The organism is Streptomyces sp. NPDC015125, assembly GCF_043080045.1.
Lineage (GTDB): Bacteria > Actinomycetota > Actinomycetes > Streptomycetales > Streptomycetaceae > Streptomyces.
This window is the reverse complement of sequence record NZ_JBIBVF010000001.1, coordinates 255,578-271,913: the sequence shown is the minus strand read 5'-3', so window position 1 is coordinate 271,913 and position 16,336 is coordinate 255,578. Positions and strand designations below refer to the sequence as shown.

Below are 16,336 nucleotides of genomic sequence, written 5' to 3'. Positions count from 1 at the left end.
CGCTATGACTGATGACGCACCCCGCCGCCTCCGCGTACTCGCCGCCATGTCCGGCGGTGTCGACTCCGCCGTTGCCGCGGCCCGCGCCGCCGAGGCCGGCCATGACGTGACGGGCGTGCATCTCGCGCTCTCCGAGAATCCGAAGTCGTTCCGCACCGGCGCCCGCGGCTGTTGCACGATCGAGGATTCGCACGATGCCCGCCGCGCCGCCGACGTCATCGGCATCCCCTTCTACGTCTGGGACCTCGCCGAACGCTTCCGCGAGGACGTCGTCGACGACTTCATCGCCGAGTACGAGGCCGGGCGTACCCCCAACCCCTGCCTGCGCTGCAACGAGAAGATCAAGTTCGCCGCGCTCCTGGACAAGGCGCTGGCACTGGGCTTCGACGCCGTCTGCACCGGCCACTACGCCACGGTCGTCCTGCGCGAGGACGGCACCCGCGAGCTGCACCGCGCCTCCGACATGGCCAAGGACCAGTCGTACGTCCTCGGCGTCCTCGACGACCGCCAGCTGGCGCACGCCATGTTCCCGCTCGGCGACACCCTCACCACCAAGGCCGAGATCCGCGAAGAGGCCGCCCGCCGCGGCCTGTTCGTCGCCAAGAAGCCGGACAGCCACGACATCTGCTTCATCGCCGACGGCGACACCCAGGGCTTCCTCGCCCAGCGGCTCGGCACGGCTCCCGGCGACATCGTCGACGAGGCCGGTGCGGTCCTGGGCACCCATGAGGGCGCGTACGGCTTCACGATCGGCCAGCGCAAGGGCCTGCGCATCGGCCACCCGGCCCCCGACGGCAAGCCGCGCTACGTTCTCGACATCTCCCCGGTCGACAACACCGTCACGGTCGGTCCCGCCGACTCCCTCGACGTCACGGCCCTGACCGCGATCCGCCCCCGCTGGTGCGGCCGCCCCCCGACGGCAGGCCCCGCCCCGTACACCGCCCAGCTCCGTGCCCACGGCAGCGAGACCGAGGTCACGGCGGAGGTGGTGGACGGCACCGAGCTCCGGGTGACCTTCACGGATCCGGTCCGGGGCGTGGCCCCCGGCCAGGCGATCGTGCTGTACGACGGCACGCGAGTGGTCGGCTCGGCGACGATCGCCACCACGGAACGGCGGGTGGGAGCGGGGGCGTAGCAGGCCGCTCAGCAGGTGGAGAGCGCTGCCGTGTCCGGCTCACCGAGTAGAGCAGGCATGTGCCCTCTATGGGTTGATGATGAGGCAGTACGGATTTCCCGCCTGGGCGTACTTCTTGACTTCTTGTCGGTGCTTGACTTCTTGTCGGTGTCGTTCTCGGGGTGGGATTCCGAGACGACCTCGCCGACGAGGATGACTTCGTCGGCGGGGAACTGCTTGAGCGACGTTTCGCGGTAGGAAGGCTCGGCTCCGGAGAAAACAGGCCGGAGGAGCATTTTGCCGTGCCTCTCCTCGGTCTGCACCGGGGCGCTCCCTCCGCACCCTCATGCCCTCGGACCGGGATTGCCGTCCCGCCGGGGGCCGGCCGAGGCGCCGGGTGATGCGCTGCGCGCCGCTCACAACTGACAAATGTCATGGAGAAGCGAGGACGGTCGAGACTGTTGCGGTGCCCGGCCGTGCCCGAAGCTGAAGGTGTCGAGGAAGACGCCGTGCAGAGAACCACTTGGGGGAGCCCGCCGTGAACCGCAGCCAGAGCGAGAGCGAGAGCGAGAGTCAACGCCCGAGCCGGAAGCAGAGCCGGCAGCAGAGCGGCAAGCAGGGGCAGACCGCGGACGGCGTGACGCCGAATCCGCTGGCGCAGAGCCTGCTGCCGCTGGTCCTGGACGTGGGGATTCCGCTGGCGTCGTACTACGTCCTGCGCAACGGGTTCGGGCTGAGCGAGGTCGCGGCGCTGGGCTGGAGCAGCGTGGTGCCGGCGCTGCGTACGGTCTGGGGCCTGGCGCGGGGCGCCGGGGTCAACGGCCTTGCCCTGGTGATCCTCGTCGTCAACGTCGTGGGCCTGGCCCTGAGCACGATGACCGGCGATCCGCGGCTGATGCTCGCCAAGGACAGCGGGGTGAGCAGCGTCGTCGGCATAGCGATGATCGTCTCCGTGTTCCTGGGGAAGCCCCTGATGACCGCAGGCCTCAAGCCGTTCGTGACGAAGGGGCACGCGGCACGGAACGTCGCCTGGGACCGGCTGATGGCCGGGTCCGCACCGTTCCGCCGGGCCGAGCGGAGGTTCTCGTTGATATGGGGGACCGTGCTGCTGGTCGAGTGTGTGGCGCGGGTGATCGGCGCCTACACCGTCCCGGTCCACACGATGGTCTGGCTGGGGACCGTGCTGACGGTGGTCGCCATCCTGCTGGCGATGGTCGTTGCGGGGGGCAGCTGCGCCGAGCCGATGGAGCGGATGGTCCGGGCCGAGGCGGAGCGCGTCGGCGACCACCAGGACGGTGGAGCGATGGCGGGCACGACCGCCGCCGTGCCGGCCGTGAGCGGAAGCTGAAGCGCCCAGGGGCCCGGGGCAGGGTCCCGACCCACGGGCGGGCGGCGTGCGTGGGCCATTGCCGAGGAGGACGACTTGGGCCGCGAGGTCGCCCACGCCACCGCGCAGGAGATGGTGCTGTTTCTGCGCCGCCCCGGTCCCCATGGATCCGCAAGACCGCGGCCGACGTCGCCCGGACGACCAGTGTGTGTACCGGAGCCCTGCTCCTGCACGAGGCGGGCCCGGCGCGCGGCCGTCGGGTCGCCACGCATTACCAGTTCGAGGACGCCCTGCGGGCCAGGGGCGAGGTCACCGTGGTCGACGACGCCCGTTTCGTCGTCGACGGGAACCTGGTCACCAGCCAGGGCGTCTCGGCTGGAATCGACATGGCCCTGTGGCTCATCGGGCGTCTCCACGGCCGTGCGCACGCCCGCGCGGTCCGCAGGTACATCCAGTACGAGCCCGCCCCGCCCTACCTTGCCGACGAGCCGGTGCTCGCCCACGATCCCGGAGCCGTTCAGCTCCTCGCCACGCCCCGTCCGTCAGCTCACCCCGACCCGCCACGCGATCATTTCTCGAAAACCCCCCAGGTGCTCCGTCCGAGGAGCGACGGAGCCACAGGGCAAAGGCCGTAGGACCGGATGTTCCGGAGGCGGCGGGAGGAAGGGGCCGTCATGAGGCGGGCCACCGAATCTTCCGGCCGGGCCGGGACGTCCTGGGGGACGGGCCGGCCGGGACCAGCCGCATCACGGGGGTGGGCTGGTCCCGGCCGGTCAGGCGGGGTCGGTGGGGCCGGTGGGTGCTTGCGGGGGTGGTGGGGAGCATGACGGACATGCCGGGCATCATAGGGTCCGTCGGTGTCCGTGTAGGGGTGGGTGGGGTCCTCGGTGCCGGTGAGGCGCGGGGAGACGGTTCGCCGGTCAACTGTGAGGTGTTGCACAGCGCATGCCGCAGCGGGGGCATGCGGCGCGGGGAGCGTCGCCAGCTGGGCTGATGCTGGTGCTCTGACCTGCGGATATGGGACGGGGGAGAGGTGGGCTGGGGGCGTCAGCGGGTTGGCGGGATTGCGTAAGGGAACGGCGTGTCGCGCATCCCACAGTCGATCGGCGGGATGCCGCCCATAAAGTCGGCAACGCGACGGGACGTCAAAGGTTGCCGGGTCGAGGAGTGGTGACGATAAAGGCTCACAGGGAGTTGTTGCACTTGTGAGGGCTCGTCAGGTCCGGACCGCAGACGGCCTCTCCGCGGCCACGAAGGGAACGGAAGTCATGTCGACTGTGCAATCTGAGGTCAATCCCGGCATTCACCGGACCGGGCCGGCATCCCTGTACGCCGAGCTGGTCCGGCGAAATCCCGGGGAGCCCGAGTTCCACCAGGCGGCTCTTGAGGTGCTGGAGACGCTGGCCCCCGTGCTGACGGCCCGCCCGGAGTTCGCCGAGGCGAAGATCCTGGAGCGGATCTGCGAGCCCGAGCGGCAGATCATGTTCCGGGTCCCCTGGCAGGACGATTCCGGAGCGATTCACGTCAACCGGGGATTCCGGGTGGAATTCAACAGCGCGCTCGGCCCGTACAAGGGCGGTCTGCGCTTTCATTCGTCCGTAAATCTGGGAATCGTGAAGTTCCTCGGTTTCGAGCAGATCTTCAAGAATTCCCTGACCGGGCTGAACATCGGCGGCGGCAAGGGCGGCAGCGACTTCGATCCGCACGGCAAGTCGGACGCCGAAGTCATGCGCTTCTGCCAGTCGTTCATGACGGAGCTGCACCGTCATCTCGGCGAGCACACGGACGTACCGGCGGGCGACATCGGCGTCGGCGGCCGGGAGATCGGCTACCTCTTCGGCCAGTACCGGCGGATCACCAACCGCTGGGAGCCCGGCGTACTGACCGGCAAGGGCCTGGCCTGGGGCGGCTCCAAGGCCCGTACGGAGGCCACCGGGTACGGCAATGTGCTGTTCACCGAGCAGATGCTCAAGCAGCGTGGCGAGGAGCTGGACGGGCAGCAGGTGGTGGTCTCCGGGTCCGGCAATGTCGCGATCTACACCATCGAGAAGGCGCAGGCGCTCGGCGCCAACGTGCTGACCTGCTCGGACTCCGGCGGCTATGTCGTCGACGAGAAGGGCATCGACCTGGCGCTGCTGCGGCAGATCAAGGAGGTCGAGCGCGGCCGGATCAGCGAGTACGCCGAGCGGCGCGGGGTCTCCGCGAAGTATGTGCCCGGTGGGCGGGTGTGGGACGTCGCGTGCGATGTGGCGCTGCCGTCGGCGACCCAGAACGAGCTGGACGAGGACGCCGCCCGGATCCTGGTCCGTAACGGCGTCAAGGCGGTCTCCGAGGGCGCCAACATGCCGACCACCCCGGCGGCGGTGACGCTGCTCAAGGAGGCCGGGGTGGCCTTCGGCCCCGGAAAGGCCGCCAACGCGGGCGGTGTGGCGACCAGCGCGCTGGAGATGCGGCAGAACTCCTCGCGCGAGGCATGGTCCTTCGAGCGGACGGAGGGCGAGCTCGCGACGATCATGCGCTCGATCCACCACCGCTGCTACGAGACCGCGGAACGGTTCGGACTGCCCGGTGACTATGTCGCCGGCGCCAATATCGCCGGCTTCGAGCGGGTCGCCGACGCGATGCTGGATCAGGGGCTGATCTAGACAGGGGCTGATCCAGCCGGGGGCCGATCCAGACGGGAGGGCAGGGGCGGCGGGGCGGTACGGGCAGGCACCGCCCCGCGGCTCGGCCCGGCCCGGCTCGGCCCCGGGAAGCGACCGTGTGGCCGGCCGCCCGGTACGGGCCACCGCCCGCCGCCCGGCACGTCCCCTATGGGCCGCCTGCCGCCCGGCCCGTCCCCTATGGGCCGCCTGCCGCCCGGCCCGTCCCCCTACGGGCCGCCTGCCGCCCGGCGCGTCCCCCTACGGGCCACCGCCTGCCGCCCGGCACGTCCCCTATGGGCCGCCTGCCGCCCGGCCCGTCCCCTATGGGCCGCCTGCCGCCCGGCCCGTCCCCCTACGGGCCGCCTGCCGCCCGGCGCGTCCCCCTACGGGCCGCCCGCCGCCCGGCGCGTCCCCCTGCGGGCCGCCTGCCGCCCGGCCCGGCGCCGTCCCGCCGTCCGGCTCGTAGGGTGACCGCATGAATATCTGCGTGTTCTGCTCCGCCGCCGAACTCGACGACCGTTATGTCACCCCCGCCCGCCAGTTCGCCCAGCTGATCGGCAAGGGCGGGCATGCGCTGGTCTGGGGCGGCTCGGACACCGGCCTGATGAAGGTCATGGCCGACGGGGTGCAGGACGCCGGGGGCAAGCTGATCGGGGTCTCCGTGGAGTTCCTGGCGCACAAGGCGCGCGAGGGCGCCGATGAGATGGTCGTCACCAAGGACCTCGCCGAGCGCAAGGCGCAGCTGCTGGCGCGCGCCGACGCCGTCGTCGTGATGGTCGGTGGCACGGGCACGCTGGACGAGGCCACCGAGATCCTGGAACTGCGCAAGCACGGGATGCACACCAAGCCCGTGGTGCTGCTGAACACCGCTGGTTTCTACGACGGGTTGAAGGAACAGTTCCAGCGGATGGAGGCGGAGGGGTTCCTGCCGATTCCGCTCACCGACCTGGTCTTCTTCGCGGCGGACGGCGTCGGTGCGCTGGCCTACCTGGAGGAGAAGGCGGGCATGGAGGCCTGAGCCGCCGTGCTCCGCGTCCCCGCCGCCCGCTCGTTAGGATCGGCCCCATGGGTACGCACTTGATCACGGGCGCAGGGTCGGGCATCGGAGCGGCGGTCGCACGGCGGCTCGCCCGGCGCGGGGAGGACCTGTGGCTGCTGGCGCGCAACGCGGTCCGGGCCAAGGAACTGGCCGCGCAGTTCCCCGGCGCCCGCACGCTCGTCGGTGACCTCGCCCTGCCCGAGAAGCTGTCCTGGGCCTTCGGACAGCAGCCGCTGCCGGACCGCATCGACTCCCTGGTGCACAGCGCGGGCGTCATCGAGCTGGGCGCGGTCGGCGATCTGCCGGCCAAGGCCTGGCAGCGGCAGCTCGCCGCCAACCTGGTCGCGCCCGCAGAGCTCACCCGGCTGCTGCTGCCGCTGGTACGGGTCACCCAGGGGCATGTCGTCTTCGTCAACTCCGGCGCCGGGCTCCATGCGAACCCCCAGTGGGGCGCGTATGCGGCGAGCAAGCACGGCCTGAAGGCGCTGGCGGACTCGCTGCGGGCGGAGGAGCACGGCAACGGCGTCCGGGTGACCTCGGTCTACCCGGGGCGGACGGCCACGCCGATGCAGGAGAGCACCCACCAGCAGGAGGGCAAGGAGTACGACCCGTCCCGCTGGATCGACCCGGAGTCGGTCGCCACGGCCATCCTCACGGCCATCGATCTGCCGCGGGACGCGGAGATCAATGACGTGTCGGTGCGGCCCGGCCGGTAGGAGCGTGCTGGTGCGCCCGGAGCACCGGGCGAGCGGCACGGCCTCACGCATGGGCGGCTGAGGCTTTGTGCCGCGGCGACGTACGCTGCAGGAGTGACCACTGAAGCGAAGTCGACCGCGGCGGCGGGGTGCGGGTTCCGGGAGATCCGGGGGCTCGTCACGGAACTGAGCCGCCGGCTCGACGCCCATCAGCGCAGCCGGATCGCCGAGCTCGATCTGACGCCGACGCAGGCCAAAGCGCTGGAGGAGCTCGGCGAGCCGAAGACCGCGCGGGAGCTGGCCGGAGTGCTGTGCTGCGAGCCGCCGAATGTCACCTATGTCATCTCCAAGCTGGAGAAACAGGGCATGGTCGTGCGCCGGCCGCACCCCCTGGACGGGCGGGCCAAGCAGCTCGTACTCACCGATGCGGGGCGGGAGTTGCGACAGGATTTGCTGCGGCGGATGGGAACTGCCTCCCCGCTCGACCATCTGTCGCACGAGGAGCGGGCCGCGCTGCGCGATGACCTGCTGAAGGCGCTGGGACGCGGCGACTGACTCCGTCGCCGTACTGCTGTACCGAGGCCCCGGGATCTCCCGGGGCCTCCTTCGTATGCGTTCAGTAAAGTTATAGCTGTAATCATTGCCCCGCGCGATGGATACAGCTTTAACTAAATTCATGATCACTGAGAACACGGCACCGGACGGGACCGCGCGCCCGGCGGTGGCGGACGACGGCCTCCCGGCACCCCGGACGCCCTCCCGCAGCGGCCCTCAACTCCTCGTCCTGGCACTCGGGTTCGTGATGGCGAGCCTCGACACCGGCATCATGAACGTCGCCGCGGGCGAGCTGCGGGCCCGGCTCGGGCTGACCATGTCCGGCCTCACCTGGGTCGTCGACGGCTATGTCCTCGCCTTCGCCGCGCTGCTGCTGCTCGCCGGCTCGCTGGCCAAGCGGTTCGGCGCCCGCCGGATCTACCTCATCGGTCTTGCCGTGTTCACCGGCGCGTCCCTGCTGGGCGCCGTCGCCCCGAACGGCGCCGTCCTGGTGGCGGCGCGCTTCACCCAGGGCGTGGGTGCGGCGCTCTTCATGCCCAGCTCGCTGTCGCTGCTGATGCACGCCTTCCCGGAGCCGGCCCGCCGGGCGAAGATCCTCGGTATCTGGTCCGCGATCGTCTCCACCTCCGTCGGACTGGCGCCGACCCTCGGCGGCCTCCTGGTCGGCACCCTCGGCTGGCGCAGCATCTTCCTCGTCAACCTCCCCATCGGCGTGGCGGGGTTGCTGCTCACCCGGCGGGTCATCGCCGCCGTCCCGCCCCGCGGCACGGCGCTCGGCGGCAGCGGCCATGCCCTGGGCCTGCTCGCCCTGGGGTCGCTGAGCTACGCGCTCATCGAGGGGCCCGGCAAGGGCTGGTCCGCACCCCTGGTCCTGGGGGCGGGTGCCGTCGCCGTGCTCTCGGCGGCCGGATTCCTCCTCCGGGAGCGGGCCGCCCGTACCCCGGTCCTGCCGGTCGCGCTCTTCGCCGACAGCAGTTTCTCCGCGGCCAACGTGGTCGGCTTCCTCTTCAACTTCGCCTTCTACGGGGTGCTGTTCGTCCTCGGGCTCTTCCTGCAGACCGCGCGCGGTGCGAGCCCGGTGGCGGCCGGGCTGCAGATGCTGCCGGCCGTCCTGGTCCTCCCGTTCGGCAACCTCCTCTACGCCCGGATCGGGCCGCGGATCGGCAACCGGACCGCGCTCACCGCCTCGCTGGCGCTCTCCGCCGCGGGCTATGTCCTGCTGTCCCTGATCCTCTCGCCCCATCTGCCGTACGGGGTGCTCGCGGTGGTGCTCGCCCTCACTCATATCGGCGGCGGGGTCAGCTCCCCGGCGATGACCGGTGTGCTGATGGCGGCAGCGGGCCGCGAGCACGCCGATATCGGCAGTGCGACCCTCAACGCCAACCGGCAGATCGGCTCCCTGGTCGGCATCGCGGGCATGGGCGCGGTGCTGGCGGTCGCGGGCGGCGGCTACCGGGGTGCCACCTACGCTTTCGTGCTGGCCGCGGGTGCGCTGGCCGTCGCGGCGGTGGCCGCCCGGCTGGGTATACGCACCCGGGTGTGAGGATGTACGCGGCCCGGCCTGAGGGATCTGCGCCGCCTTGTGTGCCGTGGGTACGTACCGGAGCGTGTCCGCCGTACGCATCCGGGCGGGGCGGGGCACAGCGCCGCGGGCCGCCCCGGCCGGACACCCAACGTGTCCCGATACCCGACGAGTCCCGATACCCAACGTGTCCCGATACCCGACGTGGTGCGAATGCCGGATGCGCCCCGATGCCGGGCGTGCCCCGCCGCCCGCACCGGTGCGGGCGTCCGGTACGCACACCTGGCCCACCCCGCCCGCCGCCCCGCCGCATACCCTGCCTGGGTGAGCGAGAACAGCACGCAGAAGTGGGCCGCGGGCGCGGCGACCGGGATCGGGTCGATGCCGGGCGGTGACGCGCGGGAAGCGGCGAAGACCGTCACGGGATCGCTGGAGGCCTTCCCGTACCTGCCGGAGCTCCCGGCCCGGGGGCCCGGCGCCGACATGATCGGGCGAACCCTCGGGATGCTCGTCGAGGTCTACGGCCATGTGGAGCCCAGCGGCTGGCGGATCAGCGACCGGCCGGGCCGCGACACCCGGCGCGCCCACTCCTGGCTCGGCGAAGATCTCGACGCCCTGGAGGAGTTCACCCGGGGCTACGAGGGGCCGCTGAAGGTCTCCGCGGTCGGCCCGTGGACCCTGGCCACCGCCCTGGAAATGCGCAACGGCGAGGCCGCGGTCGGCGATCCCGGGGCCTGCCGGGACCTTGCGGCCTCCCTGGCGGAGGGGCTGCGCGACCACCTCGCGGACGTACGGCGGCGGGTGCCGGGCGCCCGGGTCGTGCTCCAGCTCGACGAGCCCTCGCTGACGGCCGTGCTCCAGGGGCGGGTGAAGACCGCGAGCGGCTACCGCACCCACCGCGCCGTGGACCGGTCGGTGGTCGAGGGCGCGCTGCGTGATCTTGTCGCGGTGGCGGAGGGCGGCCCGGTGGTCGTCCACTCGTGCGCGCCCGAGGTGCCGTTCGGGCTGCTGCGGCGGGCGGGCGTCACGGGCATCTCGTTCGATTTCTCCCTGCTCACCGAGCGTGAGGAAGAAACGATCGGAGAGGCCGTCGAGGGCGGTACGGCGCTGTTCGCGGGCGTGGTGCCGGGCGTGGACAGCCGATTGTCAGACCCTGCCGGTAGCGTCATGGGTGTCAGGACGCTGTGGCGCAGGCTGGGGCTGACGCCGGGGACTCTGAGCGAGTCCGTGGTGATCACCCCCGCATGCGGGCTCGCGGGCGCTTCGCCCGCTTATGCCCGCTCGGCCCTCGCCCACTGCGTCCGGGCGGCGAGATCACTCGCAGACAACCCTGAGTGACCGCACTCAAGGACCACGGGAGGACAAGACGGTGGCTGGCGAACAGCACGCAGCTCAATCCGACGTGCCTGCGGCGGCGCGGGAGAAGCACGCGCAGCTCGCTGAGCAGATCGAGGAGCACCGCTTCCGGTATTACGTGAAGGACGCCCCGGTCGTCAGCGACGCGGAGTTCGACAGGCTGCTGCGCTCCCTGGAGGCACTGGAGGACGAGCACTCCGAGCTGCGCACCCCCGATTCGCCGACCCAGAAGGTCGCCGGGGCCTATGCCACGGAGTTCACCGAGGTCGAACACCGCGAACGGATGCTCTCGCTCGACAACGCCTTCGACAGCGAGGAGTTGGCGGCCTGGGCCGAGCGGATCGCCGGTGAGCTGGGCGGTGATCCCAAGAGCGCCGGCTACCACTTCCTGTGCGAGCTGAAGGTCGACGGCCTCGCGGTCAACCTCACCTACGAACACGGCCGGCTGACCCGCGCCGCCACCCGCGGCGACGGCCGTACGGGCGAGGACATCACGCCCAACGTCCGGACGATCGCCGAGATCCCGCACCGCCTCCAGGGCGAGCGGATCCCGGATCTGGTCGAGGTGCGCGGGGAGGTCTACTTCCCGATGGAGAAGTTCCTGGAGCTCAACGAACGGCTGGTGGCCGAGGGCAAGCCGCCGTTCGCCAACCCCCGTAACGCCGCGGCCGGTTCGCTGCGCCAGAAGGACCCCAAGGTCACGGCCGGCCGCCCGCTGCACATGGTCGTCCATGGCATCGGCGCCCGCGAAGGCCTGGACATCGACCGCCAGTCGGAGGCCTACGACCTGCTCAAGGGGTGGGGCCTGCCGACGGCCACACACAACGAGGTCGTCGACTCCCTGGCGGCGGTGCGCGCGTTCATCGCCCACTACGGCGACGCCGACACCCGCCGTGAGGCCGTCGAGCACGAGATCGACGGCGTGGTGGTCAAGCTGGACGAGATCCGGCTGCAGGGGCGGCTGGGGTCGACCTCGCGGGCACCGCGCTGGGCGATCGCCTGGAAGTACCCGCCGGAGGAGGTCAACACCAAGCTCGTCGACATCCGCGTCGGCGTCGGCCGTACGGGGCGGGTCACGCCGTATGCCGTGGTCGAGCCGGTGACGGTGGCCGGCTCGGAGGTGGAGTTCGCCACCCTGCACAACCAGGACGTGGTCAAGGCCAAGGGCGTGTTCATCGGCGACACCGTCGTGATCCGCAAGGCCGGCGATGTCATTCCGGAGATCCTGGGCCCGGTCGTCGACCTGCGGGACGGCAGCGAGCGGGAGTTCGTGATGCCGGCCGAGTGCCCCGAGTGCGGAACGGCACTGCAGCCCGCCAAGGAAGGCGATATCGACCTGCGGTGCCCCAACGCCCGTGCCTGCCCCGCCCAGATCCGTGAGCGGCTGTTCTACCTCGCCGGCCGCAAATGCCTGGACATCGAGAACTTCGGCTATGTCGCGGCGACGGCGCTCAGCCAGCCGCTGGAGCCCGCGGAGCCGCCGCTGAAGGACGAGGGCGATCTTTTCGGCCTCTCCATCGAGCAGCTGCTGCCCATCAAGTCGTACGTCCTCGACCCCGACTCCGGCCTGCCCAAGCGCGATCCGAAGACCGGCGAGGAGAAGGTCGTCACCTTCTTCGCCAACCAGAAGGGCGAGCCCAAGAAGAACGCCCTGGCCATGCTGGAGAACATCCAGGCGGCCAAGGAGCGCCCGCTGGCCCGGATCATCACGGGCCTGTCGATCCGGCATGTGGGCCCGGTGGCGGCCGAGGCGCTGGCGCGGGAGTTCCGTTCGATCGACCGCATCCGGGACGCGGACGAGACGGAGCTGGCCGCCGTCGACGGCGTCGGCGCCACCATCGCCGCCTCGTTGAAGCAGTGGTTCGCCGTGGACTGGCACCAGCAGATCATCGAGAGCTGGCGGGCCGCCGGCGTCCGAATGGAGGAGGAGCAAACGGGTGAGGAGGGCCCGCGTCCCCTCGAAGGCGTCACCGTCGTCGTAACGGGCACACTTCAGTCACACACCAGAGATGGCGCGAAAGAGGCCCTCCAGAACCTCGGAGCGAAGGTGACCGGTTCCGTTTCGAAGAAGACCGGATTCGTAGTGGTGGGCGACAACCCCGGTTCGAAGTACGACAAGGCCATGCAGTTGAAGGTCCCCGTGCTGGACGATGATGGCTTCGCGGTGCTGCTGGAGCAGGGTCCTGACGCAGCGCGAGCGGTAGCTGTCACTCCGCCTGAGGAGGAGTGAGGTGTCACCCCATCGGCGCATACCAGATTGATCCGCGACGTCGGGTCGCATTCGGGCAACCGTCGTCGATCGCTGCCCGTAGCGGCCTTCCGCGGCCTACTGTTGAGGAGTGCGCCTGCCGTGGCGCGGGCACAGCCGGCTGTGAGAGGGATCGGAATGAAACCGACCGACAGCGCCGCTCCGGCGTCGCGGCTCCGGCGGCTCGTCGTGCCCGCGCTGCCCGCGACCATCGTCCTCGTGGCGGGCCTCGCGCTCGCCGCGGGCGTCATCGTGACCCTCGGCGAAGGTGACGCGCTGTTCCCCGGCGCCTCCATAGGCTGGTCGCTGGCGATCCTCACCGGCATCATCGTCGGCCATCTGGTCGCCCTCGGCCGGGACCGCTGGTGGGGCGGCACGGGCTCCGGCGCCGCCCTGTCCCTGGCCGTCCTGCTGCTCTACGGCTGGGTGCCCGCCACCCTCGTCAGCCTCTCCGTCGTCGTCCTGGTCGGCGCCGCCCGGCGGCACCGCTGGCGACAGGCCATGGTGCACGGTGCCGTGGACATCCTCGGCATCGGCGCCGCGGCGCTCGGCCTCGCCGCGTTCGGCGTGGTCTCCAGCGTCCGCCACCCCTGGGCCCCGCCGGCCTGGAACCTCTCCGTCCTCCCCGAAGTCGTCGTCACCGCCGCCGGCTACCTCTTCGTCAGCCGCGGCCTCCTGTGGGTCAGCCTCGCCCCGCGCACCGGCCAGCTGCCCGCCATCCCCCGAACGGCCGTACTGCGCCAGGCACTCGTCGGCATCGCCCTGCTCGGCATCTCCCCGCTGATCGCCGTCTGCGCCCTCCACGCCCCGCTGCTGCTGCCGCTGTTCGCGGTTCCGCTCATCGCGCTGGACTCCACCCTCTGGATAGCCCGCGCCCGCGCCGAGGAGCAGCTGCGCGACCCGCTCACCGGCCTGCCCAACCGCCAGTGGCTGCTGGAGCGCACCTGGACCGCGCTGGACGACGCCGAGCGCGTCGGCTCCCGCTCGGCGCTGGTCCTCATCGACCTGGACCGCTTCCGCTCCGTCAACGACACCCTCGGCCACCTGGCCGGCGACCGCCTGTTGCTGCAGATCGCCGACCGCCTGCGGCACGCCCTCCCGCGCGGCGCCGAGGCGGCCCGGCTCGGCGGCGACGAGTTCGCCGTCCTGCTCCCCACCACCGACTCCCTCACCAGCTCCCAGCGGGTGGCCCGCTCGCTCGTCGCCGCCCTCGGCTCCCCGCTGGACCTCGACGGACTGACCCTCGTGCTCGAAGCCAGCGCGGGGGTCGCCGTCTTCCCCGACCACGCCCTCGATGCCGAAGGGCTGCTGCGCCGCGCCGACGTGGCCATGTACCAGGCCAAGCGCGACCGCAGCGGGGTCGAGCTCTACGAGGCCAAGCGGGACGGCAACACCCCCGACCGCCTGGGCCTGTTGGGCGATCTGCGCCGCGCCCTGGACGCCGGCGACGTCGAGCTGCACTACCAGCCCAAGGTCGGCTTCGACGGACATGTCGCCGGACTGGAGGCGCTGGTCCGCTGGGTGCATCCGGACCGCGGCCGGGTGCCACCGGACGAATTCATCGCCATCGCCGAGTCCTCCGGGCTGATGCCGCGGCTGACGGAGTACGTCCTCGAAACGGCGCTCGCCCAGGTGGCGCGCTGGCGCGCAATGGGCCTGGAGGTGCCGGTCGCCGTCAACGTCTCCCCGCGCGATGTGCACTCCCCGGGCTTCGCCGGAGCGGTCGCCGCCCGGCTCGCCCGGCATCGCGTCCCACCGGGCGCCCTCCAGCTGGAGATCACCGAGCATGTCCTGCTGGAGGATCCGCAGCGGGCCGCCGACACCCTCGCCGGGCTCACCGCGCACGGCGTGAAGATGTCGCTCGACGACTTCGGCACCGGCTACTCCTCCCTCGTCCATCTGCGGCGGCTCCCGGTGAGCGAGCTGAAGATCGACCGCTCCTTCGTGGCCCGGCTGGCCGTCGACAACGAGGACGCCGAGATCGTCCGCTGCACCCTCGACCTCGCCCACTCCCTCGGCCTCCTGGTCGTCGCCGAGGGCGTCGAGGACGACGAGACCTGGGAGCGGCTGCGCGACCTGGGCTGTGATGCCGTACAGGGCTGGCTGGTGGCCGCCGCGATGCCACCGGACGAGACCACGGCATGGCTGAGAGCCCGCGGCGAGCGCGGCTGGCAGCGCGAATCGGAGACGGCCGCCCTGGCGGCGGAGAAGGCCGCCGAGCGCCCTTCGGGACAGGTCTTGAACTGACCCGGCCACCGGCCGTCCCGTGTCCCCGCTCCGATGAACCCGCACAGACGCCCTCAGCAGAGGTCCGGCCCGATGAACACGGGCTGCCGGACGGCGGCGAGAGCGACGTGCCCGGCGACGGCGAGGTGTCCGCCGGCAGTGATGCGCCGGTCGACGGTGAGGTGTCCGGCGCCCGCGATGCGTACGGCGCGAGCATGGCGTCCGGCAAGAGTGACGCGTCCGGCGCCCTTGTCGCGTCCGGCACGAACGACGCGTCCGGCACGAACGACGCGTCCGGCACGAAAGACGCGTCCGACGCGTCCGACGCGTCCGATGCACATGTCCCCTCCCATGGGGCCGAGGCGACGGAGGAGGCAGAGGAACCGTCCGGGCGGGAGGCTCCCTAGACGTCCCTGGACGTTCCTGGACGTCCCTGGACGGCCCTGGACGTCCCTGGACGGCCCTGGACGTTCCTGTGTCCTACGGGTGTCCTACGGGTGTCTCCGGGCGTGTTGTCCCGGCACGTCGGTGACCACTCCTGGTCGGTCCTGGGGCCCGCCCGACACCACCGCACGGCGGTTCGGTCATGGCATGATCGGCGCATGGTTCAGGGCAACGGGTACCTTCTGGACAACCGCCAGGCCGAGGCGGGTACCCGCTTCGACGCGCTGTCCGCCCTCTTCGACGCCTCGACGTTCCGGCACTTCGAGGCGGTAGGGATCGACGAGGGGTGGCGGTGCTGGGAAGTCGGTGCCGGAGGACCGACCGTCGCCGCGTGGCTCGCCGAACGCACCGGACCTCGCGGGCGCGTGCTCGCCACCGACATCGACGTGTCCTGGGCCGGCACGGCCGCCGCCGGGGGAGTCGAAGTGCTCCGCCACGACGTCGCCCTCGACGAACCCCCGGCCGGTCCCTTCGACCTGATCCACGCCCGCCTCGTCCTCGTCCACGTCACCGACCGCGATGCTGCGCTGCGCACCCTGGTCCGGGCGCTGCGCCCCGGCGGCTGGCTGCTGATCGAGGACGCCGACCCCGCGCTGCAGCCGCTGATCTGCCCCGATGCGTACGGCCCCGAGCAGGAGCTCGCCAACCGGCTGCGCAGCGGCTTCCGTCAGCTGCTGCAGCAGCGCGGTGCGGATCTCGCCTACGGACGCAAACTGCCGCGGCTGCTGCGCGAGGCCGGTCTCGCCGATGTGGAGGCCGACGCCTACTTCCCGATCTCCTCGCCCGCGTGCGACACCCTCGAAGCGGCCACGGTCCACCAGGTGCGCGACAAGCTCACCGCTGCGGGCCTCGCCACCGACGAGGAGATCGAGCAGCACCTCGCCAACATCGCGGCAGGGCGCCTCGACCTCGCCACCTCACCGATGATCTCGGCCTGGGGCCGCCGGCCCGTGGAAGACGGCCGCTAGCCACCCCCTAGCCATCCCTGGCCGGGGTGTCGCGTCCCGGCCGGCGCACCGAGGGCCGCGACGCCCTCCGGAGAACCGTGAAATCGCCCCGCGCCCGGCGCTCACGGCCGCCCCCGGCGAAACGGTTTCGCGGCAGCTCTTCCGTACGCCATAGGATTGGGCCGGAAAAGTTCACAGGAGCATTCGACGAGAAGACT

At 71.5% G+C, this 16,336-nt stretch carries 13 protein-coding genes and 1 pseudogene; 12 read left to right on the top strand and 2 right to left on the bottom strand.

The annotated features are described in order from the left end of the window. Positions 1 to 4: 4 nt before the first annotated feature. Positions 5 to 1,135 (top strand): tRNA 2-thiouridine(34) synthase MnmA, encoded by a 1,131-nt coding sequence (gene mnmA / locus ACF088_RS01160; protein WP_392373273.1) that lies wholly within the window; start codon positions 5 to 7, stop codon positions 1,133 to 1,135. Between the two features lie 8 nt (positions 1,136 to 1,143). Here mnmA and ACF088_RS01155 read toward each other — a convergent pair whose 3' ends face one another. Continuing rightward, positions 1,144 to 1,437 carry a hypothetical protein gene (locus ACF088_RS01155; RefSeq protein ID WP_392373271.1) on the bottom strand — a complete coding sequence of 98 codons (294 nt, stop codon included), beginning with the start codon at positions 1,435 to 1,437 and terminating at the stop codon, positions 1,144 to 1,146. Positions 1,438 to 1,751: 314 nt separating this feature from the next. Here ACF088_RS01155 and ACF088_RS01150 point away from each other — a divergent pair, with 314 nt between their 5' ends. From ACF088_RS01150 to ACF088_RS01105, 10 genes and pseudogenes are all read left to right on the top strand, one after another. After that, on the top strand, positions 1,752 to 2,462 hold the full coding sequence (locus tag ACF088_RS01150) for a VC0807 family protein (protein WP_392373959.1): 711 nt from the start codon (positions 1,752 to 1,754) through the stop codon (positions 2,460 to 2,462). Positions 2,463 to 2,599: 137 nt separating this feature from the next. Continuing rightward, positions 2,600 to 2,935 (top strand): annotated as a pseudogene (locus tag ACF088_RS01145) (DJ-1/PfpI family protein); the annotation flags it as partial. 774 nt (positions 2,936 to 3,709) lie between these two features. Further along, complete coding sequence (gdhA, locus tag ACF088_RS01140; protein WP_311622816.1) at positions 3,710 to 5,086, top strand: NADP-specific glutamate dehydrogenase; 1,377 nt, start codon at positions 3,710 to 3,712, stop codon at positions 5,084 to 5,086. A 475-nt stretch (positions 5,087 to 5,561) separates the two neighbouring features. Then, the gene (locus ACF088_RS01135) at positions 5,562 to 6,104 is read left to right on the top strand and encodes a TIGR00730 family Rossman fold protein (protein WP_392373269.1); all 543 of its coding nucleotides are present in this window, start codon (positions 5,562 to 5,564) and stop codon (positions 6,102 to 6,104) included. Positions 6,105 to 6,151: 47 nt separating this feature from the next. Then, positions 6,152 to 6,841 carry an SDR family oxidoreductase gene (locus ACF088_RS01130; protein WP_392373268.1) on the top strand — a complete coding sequence of 230 codons (690 nt, stop codon included), beginning with the start codon at positions 6,152 to 6,154 and terminating at the stop codon, positions 6,839 to 6,841. 144 nt (positions 6,842 to 6,985) lie between these two features. Next, positions 6,986 to 7,375 carry a MarR family winged helix-turn-helix transcriptional regulator gene (locus ACF088_RS01125; RefSeq protein ID WP_392373958.1) on the top strand — a complete coding sequence of 130 codons (390 nt, stop codon included), beginning with the start codon at positions 6,986 to 6,988 and terminating at the stop codon, positions 7,373 to 7,375. Between the two features lie 121 nt (positions 7,376 to 7,496). Then, positions 7,497 to 8,918 (top strand): MFS transporter, encoded by a 1,422-nt coding sequence (locus ACF088_RS01120; protein WP_392373266.1) that lies wholly within the window; start codon positions 7,497 to 7,499, stop codon positions 8,916 to 8,918. 303 nt (positions 8,919 to 9,221) lie between these two features. After that, positions 9,222 to 10,235 carry a methionine synthase gene (locus ACF088_RS01115; protein ID WP_392373264.1) on the top strand — a complete coding sequence of 338 codons (1,014 nt, stop codon included), beginning with the start codon at positions 9,222 to 9,224 and terminating at the stop codon, positions 10,233 to 10,235. Between the two features lie 31 nt (positions 10,236 to 10,266). Further along, complete coding sequence (gene ligA, locus ACF088_RS01110; protein WP_392373262.1) at positions 10,267 to 12,483, top strand: NAD-dependent DNA ligase LigA; 2,217 nt, start codon at positions 10,267 to 10,269, stop codon at positions 12,481 to 12,483. Positions 12,484 to 12,639: 156 nt separating this feature from the next. Next, positions 12,640 to 14,748, top strand: coding sequence for a putative bifunctional diguanylate cyclase/phosphodiesterase (locus ACF088_RS01105; RefSeq protein WP_392373261.1), 2,109 nt, complete (start codon positions 12,640 to 12,642; stop codon positions 14,746 to 14,748). Positions 14,749 to 14,801: 53 nt separating this feature from the next. On the opposite strand, the gene ACF088_RS01100 is transcribed toward ACF088_RS01105, so the two are convergent. Continuing rightward, positions 14,802 to 15,068: a hypothetical protein gene (locus ACF088_RS01100; RefSeq protein ID WP_392373260.1), complete on the bottom strand. Its 267-nt coding sequence runs from the start codon at positions 15,066 to 15,068 to the stop codon at positions 14,802 to 14,804. 261 nt (positions 15,069 to 15,329) lie between these two features. On the opposite strand from ACF088_RS01100, the gene ACF088_RS01095 reads away from it, so the two are divergent. Further along, positions 15,330 to 16,139 (top strand): class I SAM-dependent methyltransferase, encoded by an 810-nt coding sequence (locus ACF088_RS01095; protein ID WP_392373258.1) that lies wholly within the window; start codon positions 15,330 to 15,332, stop codon positions 16,137 to 16,139. Positions 16,140 to 16,336: the final 197 nt, after the last annotated feature.

Bases quoted from the DNA above. Each gene is read 5' to 3' on its own strand.
- mnmA (WP_392373273.1), top strand. From the start codon at position 5: ATGACTGATGACGCACCCCGCCGCCTCCGCGTACTCGCCGCCATGTCC.
- gdhA (WP_311622816.1), top strand. From the start codon at position 3,710: ATGTCGACTGTGCAATCTGAGGTCAATCCCGGCATTCACCGGACCGGG.
- ACF088_RS01135 (WP_392373269.1), top strand. From the start codon at position 5,562: ATGAATATCTGCGTGTTCTGCTCCGCCGCCGAACTCGACGACCGTTAT.
- ACF088_RS01130 (WP_392373268.1), top strand. From the start codon at position 6,152: ATGGGTACGCACTTGATCACGGGCGCAGGGTCGGGCATCGGAGCGGCG.
- ACF088_RS01120 (WP_392373266.1), top strand. From the start codon at position 7,497: ATGATCACTGAGAACACGGCACCGGACGGGACCGCGCGCCCGGCGGTG.
- ACF088_RS01105 (WP_392373261.1), top strand. From the start codon at position 12,640: ATGAAACCGACCGACAGCGCCGCTCCGGCGTCGCGGCTCCGGCGGCTC.
- ACF088_RS01100 (WP_392373260.1), bottom strand. From the start codon at position 15,068: ATGTGCATCGGACGCGTCGGACGCGTCGGACGCGTCTTTCGTGCCGGA.
- ACF088_RS01095 (WP_392373258.1), top strand. From the start codon at position 15,330: ATGGTTCAGGGCAACGGGTACCTTCTGGACAACCGCCAGGCCGAGGCG.